This window comes from Paraburkholderia sp. JPY465, from assembly GCF_050436725.1.
Classification (GTDB): Bacteria; Pseudomonadota; Gammaproteobacteria; order Burkholderiales; family Burkholderiaceae; genus Paraburkholderia; species Paraburkholderia youngii.
The window spans coordinates 2,892,074-2,910,433 of sequence record NZ_JBNDMT010000003.1 but is presented as its reverse complement, the minus strand read 5'-3'; the positions used below and the strand labels follow the sequence as shown (position 1 = coordinate 2,910,433).

Sequence of the window (18,360 nt, the reverse complement as noted above, 5' to 3'; positions counted from 1 at the left end):
TCAGAAGGTGTAGCCGATTTCCTGGGCGCGGCCTTCGAGGTCGTCGAGCAGTTTCGCGAACCCGCGCAGCGGCGCGTAACGCTCGGCCACCTTGCGCGCATAGCCGATGAAGCGCGGCAGGTCTTTCATGTAATGCGCCTTGCCGTCGCGGTAGTTGATGCGGCAGAACAGGCCGAGCACCTTGATGTGCCGCTGCAGCCCCATCCATTCGAGCTGGCGATAGAACTCGCCAAAATCGGCATCGACCGGCAGGCCGGCTTTTTTCGCGCGCTCCCAGTAGTACACGAAGCAGTCGAGCTCGAACTCCTCGTCCCAGCTGAGGAACGCATCGCGCAGCAGCGACACGACGTCGTACGTGATCGGCCCGTACACCGCGTCCTGGAAGTCGATCACGCCGGGGTTCGGCTCGGTGATCATCAGATTGCGCGGCATGAAATCGCGCAGCATGAAGCTTTGCGGCTGCGCGCGCGCGCTCGCGATCAGCAGCGCGAACGTGCGATCGAGCTGCGCGCGCGTTGCGGCATCGACCTCGCGGCCAAGGTGCCGGCCGATGAACCACTCGGGCATCAGCTCCATTTCGCGATGCAGGAACGCTTCGTCGAACGGCGGCAGCACGTCTGCGCGCGAGCTGAGCTGCCAGCGGATCAGAGCGTCGAGCGCGTCGCGTATCAGCGTGCGGGCCGCGCGGGTATCACCCGCGGCCTGCGCGTCGATCAGCGCGCCGAGGTACGGCGCGGTGCCGAGATCGGTGACGAGCATGAAGCCCGCGTCGAAGTCGACCTCGAGCACGCGCGGCACGTGCACGCCGGCCGCGTCGAGCAATTGCGCGATCTGCGCGAATTCGCGGCATTTTTCGGGCGGCGGCGCGTCGACGGCGATCAGCGTGGCCACGCCGTTGCCTTGCGGCGCCTTACCGGCGAGCCGGAAATAGCGGCGGAAACTGGCGTCGGACGAGGCCGGAACGATCGTGTCGAGCTCCAGCGCATGGCGTGCGGCGTGGCCTTGCAGCCAAGCCTTGAGCAGGGAGAGGCGGGTGTCGGTGAAGTCTTGGGTGGAAGGCAGCGTCATGAAAAGCGGCGGCAAATTCTTGGGGACAACGTCTTGCCATATAATACCCCACGACTTTTTTGACGCGACTCACACGCCAGCTTTCGCGTGCTCCGTTTTACCGCCCGCCTCATCACTCGGCAAATTGGGATCCAGACGTGCAGCCGACTCTCACGGTCGCGGTGTGCAGGCGGTGGATCGTGACGACGGAAGCTTGCACACGGGTCGACTCGCCAAACGATACATGCCGCCCAGACAGCTTTCCGATACCACTCCTTCCTGTGCAGTAGTGCCGCGCAAAAGGCGGCTCGTCGCGGCGCTTGTCGCCGTTCCGGGCCTGATGCCCGCGCTTGCGCACGCCCAGCTGGTGGGGGAAGCTGCGCAACCGCAAGCGGTCTACCCGCCGTGGGGCATGCAGCTCGCGCCACAGCTCGAGGATCATCCGTTGCAAACGGGCCAGCGGCCGGCCACCTTCGTGCTCGGCGACCATGCGAGCGGCACGGTCGACCAGGATCTGGCCGCCAAGGGCTCGGCCGAAGTGCGCCACAACACGTCCGTGATCAAGGCCGATGGCCTGCACTACGACCAGGACACGGACATGGCCGATGCGTACGGCAATGTCCACGTGATCAATACCGGCAATACCTTCATCGGGCCCGAAGCGCATCTGCGCGTCGATTCGACCGAAGGCTTCATGACCGCGCCGAAGTATCGCTTCACGTTGACGGGCGGCTCGGGCAGCGCGCAGCGCGTCGACCTGCTCGACGCCGAGCGCTCGGTGTTCACGAAGGCCACCTACACCGCGTGCGCGTGCACGGACGATCCGGCCTGGTACATCAAGGGCAGCGAGTTCGATTTCGACACCGGCGCCGACGAAGGCGTCGCCTACAACAGCGTGCTGTTCTTCCAGGGCGTGCCGGTGTTCGCGTCGCCGTGGTTGTCGTTCCCGCTGTCGGGCGAGCGGCGCAGCGGCCTGTTGCCGCCCACGTTCTCGCTCAGCTCGTCGAACGGCTTCGAGCTGTCGGTGCCGTATTACTTCAACATCGCGCCGAATCGAGATCTGACGGTCACGCCGCGTCTGATCTCGAAGCGCGGTGTGCAGTTGCAGAGCACGTTCCGCTATCTGTCGCCAACGTATTCCGGTTCGATCACCGGTGAATTTCTGCCTGACGATCGCCTGACGAAGACCAACCGCTACGCGCTGTACATCCAGCACAACCAGAATTTCGGTAACGGCTTCGGCGGCTACATCTACTACAACAAGGTCTCGGATAACACCTATCCGCAAGACCTGTCGTCGTCGGTCAACCAGTTCATGAACGGCCTCCAGCTCCTGTATCAGCAGGAAGCCGGGGTGACCTACAACAACGGGCCGTGGTCCGTGCTCGCGCGCGAGCAGCACTGGCAGACGCTGCAGGAGTCGGTCGCGCCGTACGGCCGCGAGCCGCAGTTGAACGTGAAGTACGCGAAGTACAACGTCGGCGGCTTCGACTTCGGCGCCGAAGCCGACTACACGAACTTCCGCATCACCACCGCGGACCTGACCGAAGGCCAGCGGGTGCTGTTCAACCCGTACGTGTCGTATTCGGTGGTGGGGCCGGGCTACTTCGTCACGCCGAAGGTGCAGTGGCACTTCGCGTCGTACAACCTGAACAACATCGGCACCGATCTGAACGGGGTGCCGAACCCGCAGAAGAATTTCACCGAGTCGATCCCGACCTTTACGTTCGACACGGGGCTGACCTTCGAGCGCTCGGTGCGCCTGTTCGGCCAGGATTTCATCCAGACGCTGGAGCCGAGGCTGTACTACGTCTATACGCCGTACCGCAACCAGAACAACGCGCCGCTGTTCGATACCGCCGAGTCCGACTTCGGCCTCGCGGAAATCTTCACGCCGAACACGTTCGTCGGTAACGACCGGATCGCCGACGCGAACCGCCTGACCGCTGGTCTCACCACGCGCTTCATCAACCCGGCCACCGGCGACGAACGCGCGCGCTTCGTGATCGCGCAGCAGTACTATTTCCGCGATCAGCGTGTCACGTTGCAGCCTTCGCAGACGAGCGCGCAGGCCACGCACTCGGACCTGATCGCGGGTGCGGCGATCAAGCTGGGTGCCGGTTTCGCTTCGGAAACGGCGTTCCAATATAATGCGGACAATAACCAGCTCACGAAGACGAGCGTCGGCTTCGGGTTCAGTCCGGAGACCGGCAAGGTCCTCAACGTGGCGTACCGCTACACCCGCGCCAACACCACGCTCGACAACCAGCCGATCAATCAGGTGCTGATTTCGGGTCAATGGCCGCTGTCGCACCGGATGTACGGTGTCGGCCGGTTCAACTATGACCTCGGTGGCCACCGTATCGTCGACGGCCTGGTCGGCCTGCAATACGACGCGGATTGCTGGACGCTCGGCGCCGGCATCCAGCGCTACGCGAACGGCCTGAACTCGTCGGGACAGAATCAGTCGAGCACGCGGTTTCTGGCGCAGTTGACGTTCAAGGGCTTGTCGAGCGTCGACAACGGGCTGATGACCGCGTTCCGCAGCAGTGTGGCCGGCTACACGCCGTTGCCGCCACCGCCACCGCCGGAGTCGCGGTTCACCAACTACGAATGACGGTCGCCCGGTCATTCACGGCTTGCGAAAAGACGGGCGAAGCGCCCGACATCATTGGAGTATCTGTGGCAATCATGAAACAGCTTCGCTTGGCAATACTCGCGGCGGGTCTCGTCGCCGCGGCGTCCTTCGTTCCAGTCGCGTCGGTACAGGCGCAGGCATTGGGCGGCAATAGCGGCCAGACGGTCGACACCATCGCCGCGGTGGTCAACAACGGTGTCATCACGCAGCGCGAGCTCGACGAGCGGGTCGGTCTGATCGCGCACCGGCTGAACCAGCAGAACGCTCCGGTGCCGCCGACGGACCAGTTGCGCCAGCAGGTGCTCACGCAGATGGTGCTCGAGCGCATCCAGCTGCAAAAGGCCAAGGAAGACGGCATCAACATCGACGACGCAGCGGTGCAGCGCACGCTCGAGCGTCTCGCGCAGGCGAACAACATGCCGCTCGCAATGTACCGCGCGCGCATCGAGGCGCAAGGCGTGCCCTGGGCCACGTTCTCGAACGACGCGCGCACGGAGCTGACGCTGTCGCGTCTGCGCGAGAAGGAAGTGGACAGCAAGATCACGGTGACGGACGCCGAGGTCGCGAACTACATCGCCAGCCAGCGCGGCCCGGGCGCCGGCCAGACGAGCGACCTGCACATGCAGCACATTTTCGTGAGTGCGCCGCTGAACGCGCCGGAAACCGACATCGAGGCGGCGCAGAAGAAAGCCCAGGGGCTGCTCGCCGAAGCGAAGGGCGGCGCGGATTTCGCCAAGCTCGCGAAGGCCAATTCGCAGGCGCCGGACGCGTCGAAGAACAGCGGCGATCTCGGCTTCCTCGCACCGTCGAAGCTGCCGCCCGAGTTCGTGAAGGCGGCCTCCACACTGCGTCCGGGTGAGATCAGTCCGGATCTGATCCGCACCAACGACGGCTTCGAAATCGTGCGTCTGGTCGAGCGCCGTGCCGGCCAGGGCAGCAGCGCGGATGCGCCGAAGCTCGTGCAGACGCATGTGCGCCACATTCTGCTGCGCGTCGGCGACGGCCAGTCCGAACCGCAGGCACGCCAGAAGCTGATCGACATCCGCAATCAGATCGCCGCGGGCGGCGACTTCGCGAAGTTCGCGCACACCTACTCGCAGGACGGCTCGTCGTCGCAAGGCGGCGACCTCGGCTGGATCAGCCCGGGCGAGACGGTGCCCGAGTTCGAGCGCGCGATGAACGCGCTGCAGGACGGCCAGATCAGCGAGCCGGTGCGCAGCGAATACGGCTACCACCTGATTCAGGTGCTCGGCCGCCGCGATGCGGAGGGCTCGATTGCGCAGCAGATGGATCTCGCGCGTCAGGCCATCGGTCAGCGCAAGGCGGAACAGGCGTACGCCGACTGGCTGCGCGAGTTGCGCGATACCGCGTACGTCGAAGTGAAGCCGACCACGGCGAACGTGCAGTAACCGGAGCCCATGCCATGACGAGCGCTGCTGAGCCCACCCACCGCCCGCTGCAGATCGCGATCACAACCGGCGAGCCCGCCGGCGTCGGTCCCGAGCTGACCGCGCAGGCGCTGGCGGGGGCGACGGCGCACTGGCCTCACGCACAGTTCACCGTGCTCGGCGATGCGCAATTGCTCGTTGAGCGGGCGCGCGCGGTCGGCGTCGATTGGGCCGCGCTGCTCGCGCAGGGTCCGCGCGTGCGGCTCGAACCTCACCCGCTCGGCGCGCCTGCACAGGCAGGCAAGCTCGACGCCGCGAACGGCCGCTATGTGCTCGATCTGCTCGATGCGGCGATCGACGGCGCAGTGGCCGGCAGGTTCGACGCGATCGTCACCGCGCCGCTGCAAAAAAGCACGATCAACGACGCCGGCGTGCCGTTCACCGGCCACACCGAATATCTGGCCGAGCGCACCCATACGCCGCGCGTCGTGATGATGCTCGCGGGCACCGGCAAGCGGCCGCTGCGCGTCGCGCTCGCGACCACGCATCTGCCATTGAAGGACGTGTCGGCGGCCTTGACGATCGAAAGCCTCGTCGCGACGCTGCGCATCATCGATCACGACCTGCGTCATCACTTCGGTTTGCCCGCGCCGCGTATTCTCGTGACGGGGCTCAATCCGCACGCGGGCGAAAACGGCTACCTGGGCCGCGAGGAAATCGACGTGATCACGCCGGCGTTGCAGCAGGTGAACGGCGAGGGCATCGATGCGCGCGGTCCGTATCCGGCCGACACGCTGTTCCAGCCGCGTTATCTCGACGAAGCCGACTGCGTGCTCGCGATGTTCCACGACCAGGGCCTGCCGGTGCTGAAATTCGCGACGTTCGGCGAAGGGATCAACGTGACGCTCGGCCTGCCGATCATCCGCACCTCGGTCGACCACGGCACTGCGCTCGATCTGGCCGGCACCGGCCGCGCCGACGCGGGCAGCCTGATGGCCGCGATCGAGACGGCTGTTTCGATGGCGCAGCACCGTCGCGCGGGCTGACGCGCGGGCGACGTGAGCGCTTGCGATGCGCTTGACGCGCCGCGTGGCGTCGTATTTCCATACGTGACCTCGTTCATTCTCAAGCAGTTTTCTTTCTAGCGTTTCTTCGATGTCCACCAGCAGACAGCAAGGCCGGCACCAGGGCCATCTCGCGCGCAAGCGTTTCGGTCAGAACTTTCTGGTCGACATGGGCGTGATCGATTCGATTGTCGACGTGATCCGGCCGCAGCGCGGCGAGCGCATGGTCGAGATCGGTCCGGGCCTCGGCGCGCTGACCGAGCCGCTGATCGAGCGGCTCGCGACGCCCGAGTCGCCGCTGCACGCCGTCGAGCTCGACCGCGATCTGATCGGCCGTCTGAAGACGAAGTTCGGCGACCTGCTCGAACTGCACTCGGGCGACGCGCTCGAGTTCGACTTTGGATCGCTCGCGGCACCGGGCGAGAAGGCGTCGCTGCGCATCGTCGGTAATCTGCCGTACAACATTTCGAGCCCGCTGCTGTTTCATCTGGCGACCTTCGCGGATCGCGTGATCGATCAGCACTTCATGCTGCAGAACGAGGTGGTCGAGCGGATGGTCGCGGAACCGGGCACGAAGGCGTTCAGTCGCCTGTCGGTGATGCTGCAATACCGCTACGTGATCGACAAGCAGCTCGACGTGCCGCCCGAGTCATTCCAGCCGCCGCCGAAGGTCGATTCGGCGATCGTGCGGATGATCCCGTACGAGCGGCACGAAATGCCGGTAGTCGATGAAAACGTGCTCGGCGACGTAGTGACGGCGGCGTTCTCGCAGCGTCGCAAGATGCTGCGCAACACGCTTGCCGCGCTGCGCGATACCGTCGATTTCGATGCACTCGGCTTCGATCTGCAACGCCGCGCGGAGGACGTGCCGGTTGCCGAATACGTGAGCGTGGCGCAGGCGGTGGCGGCGCGCTCGGCCGCGGCGCCGGAATAGCCTCAACGTTTGACGACGGCGGCGCGCCGCCGTCGAGCCGCTTATCGTTTTGCCGGCGCGTTGACGAGCGCGATACCGGTCAGCACCAGCAGCGCGGCGATCAGAAAGCGCGCGCTGAACGACTCGCCGAGCAGCAGCACGCCGAAGGTCACGCCGAACATCGGCGTCAGGAACGAAAACACCGACAGCCGCGATGCGATGTAACGCGTCAACAGCCAGAACCACAACAGATAGCTGACGAATGCGACGATCACAGCCTGATACGCGAGGCTCGCGAACGCGAGCGGCGTCACGCTTTCCACGCGCACTTCGCCGAGCGTGAGCGCCAGTGCGAGCAGCACCACCGCCGACACCGTCAACTGATAGAACAGCGTCTTGCTCGCGCTCGTCTGCGCCAGCCGCGAGCCGCGCACGACCACCGTGGTCGCGGCCCATGCGATGCCGGCGAGCACGCCGAGCGCATCGCCGGCCGCGCCCGCTAGCGTCGAGCCGTGGGCTACGCTTGCTGCCGCGCCGGCGTCCGGGTGCAGGAAGCCATCGGCGAACGCGAGTGCTATCCCCGCGAACGCGACGACGATGCCGAGCCATTGGATGCGCCGCATGCGTTCGCCATCGACGAACCAGTGCAGGCCGAGTGCCGTGAAACACGGCGCCGTGTAGAGAAACACCGCCATGCGCGACGCGCTAGTCAGCGTCAGGCCGAAAAAGATACAGACGAACTCGGCCGCGAACAGCACGCCCGCGAGCAGGCCCGCACCGAGCGTGCCGTCGTCGCGAAAGAGCGGCGTGCCGCGCGAGCGTGCCCATGCCCACACGAGCAGCGCCGCGATCGTCGAGCGCAGCCCCGCCTGAAAGACCGGCGGCACCGCGGCATTGGTGGTCTTGATCGCGACCTGTTGCAGTCCCCAGATTGCGCATAGGCCGATCATCAACAGGATCGCGAAGCTATCCGGCGCGCGGCGCGCGGGTAGGGCGGTGGTCGTGCTCATGTCGTGAATAGTCGGCTTTTTTTGATAGTGCCGGCGCGAGACAGGATTGCCGGGCGAATACGCCCGGCAGCAAATCCCCGGGTACAACGTGAAGCCGGTCTTTATGGTCGTTCTGGCGCCGCGCTCGAATCTGGATAGCGGGCGCATGCGTTTCCGAAAGTGTCCAGCGTGAACGGTTGAACTCGAGTCAGTCGACTCGTCCCTTCTTCTGGATCAGTTCGATCTTGTACCCGTCCGGATCGGCGACGAAGGCGATGACCGTCGTGCCGTGTTTCATGGGTCCCGCTTCGCGCGTCACGACGCCGCCACGTTTCTTCACCTGTTCGCACGCCGCATAGGCGTCGTCGACTTCGAGGGCGATGTGACCGTACCCGGTTCCGAGGTCGTACTTGCTCGTGTCCCAGTTGTAGGTCAGTTCGATTGCCGCGCCCTCGGATTCGTCCTCGTAACCGACGAATGCAAGAGTGAACTTCCCGTCCGGGTAGTCGTTCTTTCGAAGCAGGCGCATGCCGAGAACTTCGGTGTAAAAACGGATCGAGGCGTCCAGATCACCGACTCGAAGCATGGTATGCAGGATACGCATGAGTACTCCTTTGACAGTTTGTCGATAAATGCATTGACCTGCGTGAATTGTAAATGATTGCCTGATAGGTCGAGACGGCGCGGGCCAGCCCGGACAGGATGCGCCTCATGGAATCCGCTCGGACTTATTTCAACAAAAAGGTGTGGGCAATAAGGGTTTGTGTCCGGTTGCGGGTTCGATATTAGTGTCCAACACTCAGCATCAATCCGGTTCGTCAGATATCAGTCTGATATATCGGACAAACGGTGCGTGACCCGGCGAATTTTTTCAGGCATGCCGAAAGGCGCTGAAGCCGATATGTCCGCCCCGGAACTCTCTTCTCCGCTTAGGACCCCCGCCCATGAAGCTTGCCAATCGAGGCGCCAAAACCGCCCTCCTGTTCGCTGTTGCTGGATTGCTCGCAATCACTGGCTGCACCAAGGTCGCCACGCCGGAGCAGAGCGCGGCGGCATCTCCGTCGACGCTTCAGGGCGTGTTGCAGCGAGGCACGCTGCGCGTCGGGGACTGCCTCACGTTCGCGCCGTTCGGGTTCTATAACAAGGACGGCCAGCCGGACGGCTATGACGTGGACCTCGCGAAGGAACTCGCGAAGCAGATGGGCGTGAAGCTCGAGGTCGTGAATACGACGAGCGCCAACCGGATTCCGAATCTGCAGACCAGCAAGGTGGACCTCGTGTTCTGCAATTTCACGCGTAATCTGGAGCGCGCGAAAGTGATCGAATTCACGACGCCCTACGTGGTTGCCAGCGAAGCACTGCTGGTCAAGAAAAGCAGCGGCATTCAGTCGATCAAGGACATGGGCGGTCGCACGATCGCGACGGTCAAGGGCTCGACCAATGGCGATGAAGTTCGCTCGCTGAATATCCCCGTCAAGATCCAGGAATACGACAGCTCGCAGGCCGCGATACTTGCCGTCAAGCAGGGGCAGGCCGACGCGATGATCGAGGACAACAACTTCCTCGCGTATCAGGCCAAGCTCGATCCTGAGCTTGCCGTCACGAACGAAGCGCTGGTCCCGCTCGAATACAACGCGTTCGGCGTCAAGGCCGGTGATCAGGAATGGCTCAACTATCTGAATCTGTTCCTCTTCAACGTCAATGCGTCGAAGCTCAACGCGCAGCTCTACAACAAGTGGTTCGGCACCGATCCGCGCTATCCGCTCAATCCGCAGTTTTGAAGCGCGGCAGTGAAACCCGCACGATGGGGAGCATGAGATGAGTTACGAGTGGCTGACTTTGTGGGGCTACGTGCCCGAGTTTTTGAGCGCGAGCTGGCTGACGTTGCAGGTGACCGTGCTGGCCTTCGTACTGGCGCTAGTCCTCGGGTTGTTGACCGCGCTCGCCGGCGCTTCTCCGCTCGCACTGCTTCGGTGGATCGCCCGTGGCTACGTTGAAATCATCCGCAATACGCCTGTCCTCCTGCAGATTTTCATCGTGTTCTTCGGTCTGCCGTCCGCGGGTATTTCGCTCGACGCATACTGGGCGGGCGTCATTGCGCTCGGCCTCAATGTCGGTGCTTACCTGTCGGAAGTGTTCCGCGCCGGCATACAGTCGGTGCCGCGAGGCCAGCTCGAGGCTGCCGGCATTCTCGGCCTCGAACGCGCGCAGATCTTCGTCGAGGTCGTGCTGCCGCAGGCGACGCGCGCGGTCTATCCGGCCATCGTCAACTACCTGATCCAGTTGCTGCTCGGCACGTCGCTGCTGTCCGCCATTGCATTGCCGGAGTTGACTGGCACCGCGACCGTGATCAACTCGCGAACGCTTCTCTACCTGCAGACGTTCAGCGTGACGCTCGTCGCGTATCTCGTGCTCAGTAACGTGCTGTCCTGGCTTGCGGGCCAGCTCGGCGCGCGGATCTTTCATCCTCCCCTCGCCCTGCCGGCGCGCACCGGCTTCGGGACAGGCTTTCTGCGCCGGACGAAGCGGGCCTGATTCCCGGATTGGAGTTGGATCATGTCAGTCGAATTGCTGAAAACCAGTCTATCGATCCTGTTTCAGGGTCTGGTGACGACGCTGTTGCTCTCCATCGCGTCCATCGTGGGCAGCACGCTCATTGGCCTGTTCGCCGCGGTGTTGCGATCGTTCGGACCGTGGGGCACGGACCGCATCGCCAGACTCTATACGGAGCTGTTTCGCGGCACGCCGGTGCTGATCACGCTGATGTTGATCTATTTCGGCGTGTCGTACTTCGGTTATGCGATCGATGTGTTCGCTGCCGGCGCGATTGGCTTGAGCGTCTATCAGGGTGCCTATATCGCCGAAATTTTCCGCTCGGGGATCGAGGCGGTACCCAAAGGTCAATGGGAGGTATCGCAGATCCTCGGCCTCACGCGGGCTCAGGCGTTCTCGTTCGTCGTGCTGCCCCAGACTGGAAAGATCGTGTTGCCGCCTCTCATCGGTCAGTATCTGTCGCTCATCAAGGACACCTCGATCGTCAGCATGATCGGAATGTCCGAGCTGATGCACGGTGGCCAGGCGATCGTCGACCGGATCGGCAAGCCGGTGGAAATCTATGGACTCGTCGCACTCATTTACTTCGCCGTGTGCTTCCCGCTTTCGCAATGGGTGCGCCACCATGACCGCAGGAGATTGTCGTGAGTAACCAAAGCCAAACCAGGCCGATCATTTCACTGACAGGTGTCAGCAAAGCATTCGGTTCGACCAGGGTGTTGAACGAAATCAATCTCGAGGTCCGCTCGGGTGAAGTGCTGGTGCTGATCGGCGCGTCCGGCTCGGGCAAGAGCACAGTCCTGCGAATCATGGCGGGATTGGAGACCACCGATTCCGGCGAGGTCTGGGTCAACGAGGTGCCCTTGCATGATCCGCGTCGGGCACGGGAGATTCGTGGCCACGTCGGCATGGTCTTTCAGCAGTTCAATCTGTTTCCTCACAAGACCGCGCTCGGCAATGTCACGCTTGCGCTGATCAAGGCGCGCCGCATGAGTCCGGCCGATGCGCGCAAGCGCGCGATGGAGACACTCGATCGCGTCGGGCTCGCGGACCGCGCGGAACACTATCCCAGCCAGCTCTCGGGCGGCCAGCAGCAACGCGTGGCGATTGCGCGAGCGCTCGCGGTCGAGCCCGGCATCATGTTCTTCGACGAGGCGACGTCCGCGCTCGACCCGGAACTGGTCGGCGAGGTTACCGAGGTGATGCGCGGGCTTGCGCGCGACGGCATGACGATGGTCGTCGTCACGCATGAAATGGGCTTTGCCCGCAAGACCGCTGACCGCGTCGTCTTCATGGACAAGGGCGTCATCGCCGAGCAGGGGGATCCGGAGCAGATCTTCGTCAATCCGTCGAACGAACGCACCCGGCAGTTTCTGCATCGAGTTCTCGACCATTGACGGTCGGATCAACGCGGATCAACGCATTACGGAGTGAACGCATGGCTGTTACTGAATCGTCTCGGGCGAGAGGCGTGGACCGCGTAATCGCGATGTTCCGGCAATTGCATATCGCCCAACGCCCGCTGACGATGCGCGAACTGATCGAGGCAACCGGTGCGCCGCGATCGAGTATTTACGAGCTGGTCGCGATTCTCACGGAAGTGGGCTGGCTCGAGACCGCCACGGATGGCAGCGTGTTCTTTGGGCGCGAGATGCACTACTACGGGTCCGACTACGCAACGCACAACGATTTGATCAGCCGCGCGCATCAATCCATTCTGGGACTGGTGAGAAAGTACGACGAGACCACGCAGCTGTGCATGCTGGAAGGCAACAAGTACACGGTCGTGTTGTCCGAGCACAGTGCACGGCCATTCAACATCAGTTCGGACATCGGCGTGAGAGTGCCGATACCCTGGACCGCGACGGGACGTCTGCTGCTAGGTCACCTGAGCGCCGACGAGATCCGCGCGCTGATTCCGCCGGAAGACTTCGTCCTCGACAACGGGGCGAGCATCGAATTCGACGAATTCCTGAAGGACGTGCAGGCCGCGAAAGAAAGAGGCTACTGCTGCACCGAAGGACTTTCGAACGCGTTCAGGCTTTGTATGGCAGCGCCGATTCGCGACCGTGCGGGACTGCCGATCGCAGCGCTATGTTTCATGACTGGCCGCGACACGAGCCCGGACAGGCGCGGCGTGATGCTCGACGATCTGTTGCAGTCCGCGAAAGCGCTCTCGCAGAGATAGCGCCCGGCCTCAAAGCGTCGGCAACAACTCCGGCGGATGCGACTTCAGTGTCTGACGCGCCTCGCGGAATTCGGGAAAAATCGATTCGACCGTCTGCCAGAAGCGCGGACTGTGATTCATCTCGCGCAGATGCGCCAACTCGTGCGCGACGACGTAATCGATGATCGATAGCGGAAAGTGAATGAGCCGCCAGTTCAGGCGGATCTTGCCGTCGCTCGAACAACTGCCCCAACGTGTCGCCGCCGAAGACAGCGCATACGAGCGATAGTTGACGCCGAGCTTCTGCGCGTAGATCGCGAGACGTTCGCCGAACAGCCGCTTCGCTTCGCCTTGCAGCCAGCCCTGCACGCGATCCTTGATCTGCTGCGGATCGGCTTGCAACGGCAGCGGCAATTGCAGCGCGCCGTGCTCGGCGCTGAACGCGAGCATGCCTTGCGGCGCGCCGAGCGTCACGCGCACCGGCTGACCGAGGTAAGGCACTTGGGCGCCATCTTTCCAATCGATCTTCGGCAACGCTCGCTGTTCGACGCGCGTTTGCCATTCGATCAGCTTCGTAAAAATCCAGCGCTGTTTTTCGGTGATCGCGGTTTCGATATCGGCGAGCGTGACCCAACGCGGCGCGGTGATGGTGAGGCCGGTGCTATCGATCGCAAAGCCGATCGAGCGGCGCGCGGAACGCTTGAGCGCGTAATGCAGCGTGCGTGAACCGATGGTGAGGCTGCGCAGCTTGCTGCCGTCCGGCGCGAGCGGCGCGACGGGCGGCCGGGCCGGCGCGGTGCCGGACGAGCCCGGCGTGGAAGGTGAAGGAGTCGACGACGTCGACCCCGGCTCGGCGAAGAGCGGGAGATCGAGCTGCCGGTTTTCGAGCGCCGCGGCGGGCTGCGGCGTGGGAGACTTCTGCATCGGCTTCGCTTCGCGCAAGACGCCCTCGGGCTTCGAGGGCGTGGCGCGTCAGATGGGAGCGGCGGCGGAGTCGTTAGCCGCCGCGCTGTAGGCAGTTGGATCGATGCGGCGCATTTCGGCTTCGATCCACTGTTCGACGCGCGTGTTCACTTCGTCGGGCGTGAGCCCCGTCGTTTCGATCGGCTTGCCAATCGACACCGTGACTATACCCGGATATTTCGTAAACGAGTTGCGCGGCCACACACGACCCGCATTGTGCGCGATCGGTACGACCGGAGCGCCGGTTGCGATCGCAAAGCGCGCGCCGCCGGTCTTGTACTTGCCCTGCTTGCCGGTCGGCGTGCGCGTGCCTTCCGGAAACATGATGACCCATGCGCCTTCGGCCATGCGCGCCTTGCCCTGGTTCGTGACCGATTCGAACGCGTACTTGCCTTCCTTGCGGTTGATGTGGACCATCTTCAGCATGCCGAGCGCCCAGCCGAAGAACGGCACATACAACAGCTCGCGCTTGAACACGTAGCACAGCGGGCGCGGCATGATCGCCGGAAACGCGATCGTTTCCCACGCCGACTGATGCTTCGACAGCAGCACGGCCGGGCCGTTGGGCAGGTTCTCGAAACCTTCGATGCGGTAGCGGATGCCGTTCAGGAAGCGCACCGCCCACAGCGTCAAGCGACACCAGCCGGCCGCCATCCAGTAGCGGTTTTCCGCGCGCAGGAACGGAAAGGCGATGATGCACGCGGTCGCGTACGGCACCGTGACCACAACGAAATAAATCAGCAGCAGCAGGGAGCGGATAAAGCGCATCGGCGTGGTCGGTGAGGGTTGGGAGCGCGTGGTGCGCGTTTATTCCTGCGCGTCGGCGAGAAAGTCGAGCGCGAACGCGCGCAGGTCGTCGTGCACGATCGTGCCTTCGGGCAGGCCGCCCGCGGCGAGGGTCTTGCGGCCCTTGCCGGTCAGCACGAGGTGCGTCGGATGACCGAGCGCCGCGCCCGCTTGCAGATCACGCAGCGAATCGCCGACGGTCGGCGTATGCGCCGGATCGACCTCGAAACGCTCGGCGATCATCTTCAGCATGCCGGGCTTCGGCTTGCGGCATTCGCAGTGATCTTCCGCCGTATGCGGGCAGAAGAACACCGCTTCGATGCGCGCGCCGACCGCTGCCGCCATCCGGTGCATCTTCAGATGCATCGCGTTCAACGCATCCATGTCGAACAGGCCGCGGCCAATGCCCGACTGATTCGTCGCGATCGCGACGCGATAGCCCGCCTGGTTCAGGCGTGCGATCGCTTCCAGCGAGCCGGGCAGCGCAACCCATTCGTCCGGCGACTTGATGAACGCTTCGGAGTCGACGTTGATCACGCCGTCGCGGTCGAGGATCACCACTTTCTTGATCGGCATGGCGCGGTGCTCAGGCGGCGAGTCGGGAAATATCGGCGACGCAGTTCATCTGCTGATGCAGCGCGCCAAGCAGAGCCAGACGGTTCGCGCGCAACGCCGGGTCTTCCGCGTTGACCATCACGTCGTTGAAGAACGTGTCGACCGGCTCGCGCAGCGCGGCCAGTGCCGTCAGCGCGCCGGTGTAGTCGCGCACGGCCAGTTGCGATTGCACGCGCGGCGTCACCTGTTCGAGCTGCTCGTTGAGCGCCTTCTCCGCTGCTTCGGTGAGCAAGCCGGGCTGCACGCCGCCGTTCGTCACGCCTTCCGACTTCTTCAGGATGTTCGAGATCCGCTTGTTGGCCGCCGCCAGCGACGCCGCTTCGGCGAGCGACGCGAATTCGCGCACCGCGTCGAGGCGCGCGACGATGTCGTCGAGCCGCGTCGGGTTCAGCGCGAGCACCGCGTCGATTTCGCCGGCCGCGTAGCCGCGTTCGCGCAGCAGGCCGCGCAGGCGGTCCATGCTGAACTCGTAGATCGCTTCGGTGGAATCGGCGACGTTCGGCATGCCGGCGAATTGCGCATAAGCGATGCGCAGCAGATCGACGAAGTCGACGTTCAACTGCTTCTCGATCAGGATGCGCAGCACGCCGAGCGCATGACGGCGCAGCGCGAACGGGTCTTTTTCGCCGGTGGGCTGCAGGCCGATGCCCCAGATGCCGACCAGCGTTTCGAGCTTGTCGGCGAGCGCGACGACGGTGCCGGTCTCGGTGGTGGGCAACGCGTCGCCCGAGAAGCGCGGCTGATAGTGTTCCGAGCACGCGAGCGCAACTTCTTCCGGCTCGCCGTCGTGGCGCGCGTAGTACGTGCCCATCGTGCCTTGCAGCTCGGGGAATTCGCCGACCATGTCGGTGATCAGGTCGGCCTTCGCGAGACGCGCGGCGCGCGTGGCGCGCGCGACGTCGGCGCCGGTCATTGCGGCAATCGCGCCGGCCAGTCCTTCGAGCCGCTCCACGCGTTGCAGCGCCGAGCCGAGCTTGTTGTGATACACGACGTTCGCGAGCAGCGGCACGCGATCCGCGAGCGGCTTCTTCATGTCCTGCGTGAAGAAGAACTTCGCGTCGGCGAGACGCGGACGCACCACGCGCTCATTGCCTTCGACGATTTCGACCGGCGTCGCCGTCTCGATGTTCGACACGATCAGAAAGCGCGAGCGCAGCTTGCCATTCGCATCGGTCAGCGCGAAGTACTTCTGGTTGGTCTGCATCGTCAGGATCAGGCATTCCTGCGGCACCTGCAGGAATTCGTCCTCGAAGCGGCACTCATAGACGACCGGCCATTCGACCAGCGACGTCACTTCGTCGAGCAGCGCTTCGGGCATCACGACCTTGTCCTCGCCGGCATGCGCGAGCAGTTGCGAGCGGATCGCTTCCTTGCGCCTGGCGAAGCTCGCGATCACGCGGCCGCGGTGTTCGAGCGTTTCGGCATACGACTGCGCGTGCTGGATCTGCACGAAGCCTTCGGACAGGAAACGGTGGCCGAGCGTGGTGTCGTCGGCGTCGATGCCGAGCGCGCTCACCGGCACGATCTGTTCGCCGTGCAACGCAGTTAGACGATGCACCGGGCGCACGAACTGCACGCTCGAGCCGTCCGGGCGCTGATACGTCATCACCTTCGGAATCGGCAGTTTCCCGAGCGTTTCGTCGAGCGCGGCTTGCAGGCCGTCGGCGAGCGTCGCGCCCGGCGCCGCGTAGCGCAGGAAGAACGCTTCGGCTTTACCGTCCTGCGCGCGTTCGAGGTCGTTTACCGTGAAGTCGGGGAAGCCGAGCGCGGCGAGTTTCTTCGCGAGCGGCGCGGTGGGCTGGCCGTCTTTATCGAGCGCGACGGAAACCGGCAGCACTTTTTCGCGCACGTGTTTTTCCGGCGCGACCGCGCGCACGTTGTGAATCGTCACCGCGAGACGGCGCGGCGTGGCAAAGCGTTCGAACGACGGTTCGCCTTCGATCAGGTCGCGCGCCGCGAGGCGCTGCGCAATGCCTTCGGCGAAGGCGTCGCCGAGACGCGCGAGCGCCTTCGGCGGCAGTTCTTCGGTCAGCAGCTCGACGAGCAGGGTAGCGTGTTGAGATTGAGTCATTGGTTGAAGTTCTCGTCAGTCCTGGTCGATCTTGCGTTCGACTTTCAGCGGCGGCGCCCACGCGGGCATCGCGGCGTCCTGCTCGTCGGTGGTGAGGCCGGGCACGCCATGCACCGGATTGCCGAGCATCGGGAAGCCCAGCTTTTCGCGCGAGTCGTAGTAGGCCTGCGCGACCAGACGCGACAGCGCGCGAATCCGGCCGATGTACGCCGCGCGTTCCGTGACCGAAATCGCGCCGCGCGCGTCGAGCAGGTTGAACGTGTGGCCGGCCTTCAGCACGAGTTCATAGGCGGGCAGCGCGATCTGCGCATCGATCATGCGCTTCGCTTCCGCTTCGTAGCTGTTGAAGAACGTGAACAGCAGATCGACGTTCGCGTGCTCGAAGTTGTAGGTGGACTGCTCGACCTCGTTCTGGTGATACACGTCGCCATAGGTCAGGCGGCGCAGTTCGGGGCCGTTCGGGCCTTGCTCTTCCCACTCGGTCCAGACGAGGTCGTAGACGTTCTCGACCTTCTGCAGATACATCGCGAGGCGCTCGAGCCCGTAGGTGATTTCGCCGAGCACCGGCTTGCAGTCGAGACCGCCGACCTGTTGGAAGTACGTGAACTGCGTCACTTCCATGCCGTTGAGCCACACTTCCCAGCCGAGACCCCACGCGCCGAGCGTCGGATTTTCCCAGTCGTCTTCGACGAAACGCACGTCGTTCTGCTTCAGGTCGAAGCCGAGCGCTTCGAGCGAGCCGAGGTACAGGTCGAGAATGTTTTCCGGCGCGGGCTTGAGCACCACCTGGTACTGGTAGTAGTGCTGCAGACGGTTCGGGTTCTCGCCGTAGCGGCCGTCTTTCGGGCGGCGCGACGGCTGCACGTAGGCGGCGCGCCACGGCTCGGGGCCGATTGCCCGCAGAAACGTATGGACGTGGGACGTGCCCGCGCCGACTTCCATGTCGATCGGCTGGAGCAACGCGCAGCCCTGCTTGTCCCAGTAGGACTGCAAGGTCAGGATGATTTGCTGAAACGTGAGCATGAAGTGCCTTTCGGGCATGGGGGGCCGTGCGGCGCGCGCCTAAGCGCGCGAGCGGGCCGTGGAGCGAAGTGCTAAACCCGAGATTTTAACGGAAAGGAAGGGGGGCGGCCCGTTTTGCGGGGGCGGACGGACCGCGATGCGGC

At 64.0% G+C, this 18,360-nt stretch carries 17 protein-coding genes; 9 read left to right on the top strand and 8 right to left on the bottom strand.

Going from position 1 to position 18,360, the window contains the following annotated elements; genetic code table 11:
* The gene (locus QFZ94_RS28060; RefSeq protein WP_429460915.1) at positions 1 to 1,068 is read right to left on the bottom strand and encodes an aminoglycoside phosphotransferase family protein; all 1,068 of its coding nucleotides are present in this window, start codon (positions 1,066 to 1,068) and stop codon (positions 1 to 3) included.
* 223 nt (positions 1,069 to 1,291) lie between these two features.
* Between QFZ94_RS28060 and QFZ94_RS28055 the strand changes: the two genes are divergently transcribed.
* The 4 genes from QFZ94_RS28055 to rsmA all read left to right on the top strand — a co-directional run bounded on the left by QFZ94_RS28055 (position 1,292) and on the right by rsmA (position 7,071).
* The gene (locus QFZ94_RS28055) at positions 1,292 to 3,664 is read left to right on the top strand and encodes an LPS-assembly protein LptD (protein ID WP_429460913.1); all 2,373 of its coding nucleotides are present in this window, start codon (positions 1,292 to 1,294) and stop codon (positions 3,662 to 3,664) included.
* Positions 3,665 to 3,729: 65 nt separating this feature from the next.
* A complete protein-coding gene (locus QFZ94_RS28050; protein ID WP_368584495.1) occupies positions 3,730 to 5,094 on the top strand; it encodes a peptidylprolyl isomerase in 1,365 nt (454 codons plus the stop codon).
* Between the two features lie 14 nt (positions 5,095 to 5,108).
* A complete protein-coding gene (gene pdxA / locus QFZ94_RS28045) occupies positions 5,109 to 6,119 on the top strand; it encodes a 4-hydroxythreonine-4-phosphate dehydrogenase PdxA (RefSeq protein WP_429460910.1) in 1,011 nt (336 codons plus the stop codon).
* Between the two features lie 109 nt (positions 6,120 to 6,228).
* On the top strand, positions 6,229 to 7,071 hold the full coding sequence (rsmA, locus tag QFZ94_RS28040; protein ID WP_429460908.1) for a 16S rRNA (adenine(1518)-N(6)/adenine(1519)-N(6))-dimethyltransferase RsmA: 843 nt from the start codon (positions 6,229 to 6,231) through the stop codon (positions 7,069 to 7,071).
* Positions 7,072 to 7,112: 41 nt separating this feature from the next.
* Here rsmA and QFZ94_RS28035 read toward each other — a convergent pair whose 3' ends face one another.
* Positions 7,113 to 8,060: a DMT family transporter gene (locus tag QFZ94_RS28035; RefSeq protein WP_410848141.1), complete on the bottom strand. Its 948-nt coding sequence runs from the start codon at positions 8,058 to 8,060 to the stop codon at positions 7,113 to 7,115.
* A 187-nt stretch (positions 8,061 to 8,247) separates the two neighbouring features.
* Positions 8,248 to 8,643 carry a lactoylglutathione lyase gene (gloA, locus tag QFZ94_RS28030; RefSeq protein WP_176122451.1) on the bottom strand — a complete coding sequence of 132 codons (396 nt, stop codon included), beginning with the start codon at positions 8,641 to 8,643 and terminating at the stop codon, positions 8,248 to 8,250.
* Between the two features lie 340 nt (positions 8,644 to 8,983).
* Between gloA and QFZ94_RS28025 the strand changes: the two genes are divergently transcribed.
* The 5 genes from QFZ94_RS28025 to QFZ94_RS28005 are packed head-to-tail and all read left to right on the top strand — an operon-like array spanning position 8,984 to position 12,780.
* A complete protein-coding gene (locus QFZ94_RS28025) occupies positions 8,984 to 9,820 on the top strand; it encodes a transporter substrate-binding domain-containing protein (RefSeq protein ID WP_429460906.1) in 837 nt (278 codons plus the stop codon).
* Between the two features lie 37 nt (positions 9,821 to 9,857).
* Positions 9,858 to 10,574, top strand: a complete 717-nt coding sequence (locus QFZ94_RS28020) for an amino acid ABC transporter permease (protein WP_368584501.1) — start codon at positions 9,858 to 9,860, stop codon at positions 10,572 to 10,574.
* Positions 10,575 to 10,595: 21 nt separating this feature from the next.
* Positions 10,596 to 11,240, top strand: coding sequence for an amino acid ABC transporter permease (locus tag QFZ94_RS28015; protein WP_429460904.1), 645 nt, complete (start codon positions 10,596 to 10,598; stop codon positions 11,238 to 11,240).
* Positions 11,237 to 11,989: an amino acid ABC transporter ATP-binding protein gene (locus QFZ94_RS28010; RefSeq protein ID WP_309235086.1), complete on the top strand. Its 753-nt coding sequence runs from the start codon at positions 11,237 to 11,239 to the stop codon at positions 11,987 to 11,989. The genes QFZ94_RS28015 and QFZ94_RS28010 overlap by 4 nt, the downstream gene beginning before the upstream one ends.
* A 41-nt stretch (positions 11,990 to 12,030) precedes the next feature.
* Positions 12,031 to 12,780 (top strand): IclR family transcriptional regulator, encoded by a 750-nt coding sequence (locus tag QFZ94_RS28005; RefSeq protein ID WP_410848138.1) that lies wholly within the window; start codon positions 12,031 to 12,033, stop codon positions 12,778 to 12,780.
* 9 nt (positions 12,781 to 12,789) lie between these two features.
* On the opposite strand, the gene QFZ94_RS28000 is transcribed toward QFZ94_RS28005, so the two are convergent.
* The 5 genes from QFZ94_RS28000 to glyQ are packed head-to-tail and all read right to left on the bottom strand — an operon-like array spanning position 12,790 to position 18,217.
* On the bottom strand, positions 12,790 to 13,683 hold the full coding sequence (locus QFZ94_RS28000) for a M48 family metallopeptidase (RefSeq protein ID WP_429460901.1): 894 nt from the start codon (positions 13,681 to 13,683) through the stop codon (positions 12,790 to 12,792).
* 48 nt (positions 13,684 to 13,731) lie between these two features.
* Complete coding sequence (locus tag QFZ94_RS27995) at positions 13,732 to 14,490, bottom strand: lysophospholipid acyltransferase family protein (RefSeq protein ID WP_368584505.1); 759 nt, start codon at positions 14,488 to 14,490, stop codon at positions 13,732 to 13,734.
* Between the two features lie 39 nt (positions 14,491 to 14,529).
* The gene (gene gmhB / locus QFZ94_RS27990; RefSeq protein WP_368584506.1) at positions 14,530 to 15,084 is read right to left on the bottom strand and encodes a D-glycero-beta-D-manno-heptose 1,7-bisphosphate 7-phosphatase; all 555 of its coding nucleotides are present in this window, start codon (positions 15,082 to 15,084) and stop codon (positions 14,530 to 14,532) included.
* Positions 15,085 to 15,094: 10 nt separating this feature from the next.
* Complete coding sequence (glyS, locus tag QFZ94_RS27985; RefSeq protein WP_429460898.1) at positions 15,095 to 17,194, bottom strand: glycine--tRNA ligase subunit beta; 2,100 nt, start codon at positions 17,192 to 17,194, stop codon at positions 15,095 to 15,097.
* Positions 17,195 to 17,209: 15 nt separating this feature from the next.
* Positions 17,210 to 18,217, bottom strand: coding sequence for a glycine--tRNA ligase subunit alpha (gene glyQ, locus QFZ94_RS27980; RefSeq protein WP_013088411.1), 1,008 nt, complete (start codon positions 18,215 to 18,217; stop codon positions 17,210 to 17,212).
* Between the last annotated feature and the right edge of the window lie 143 nt (positions 18,218 to 18,360).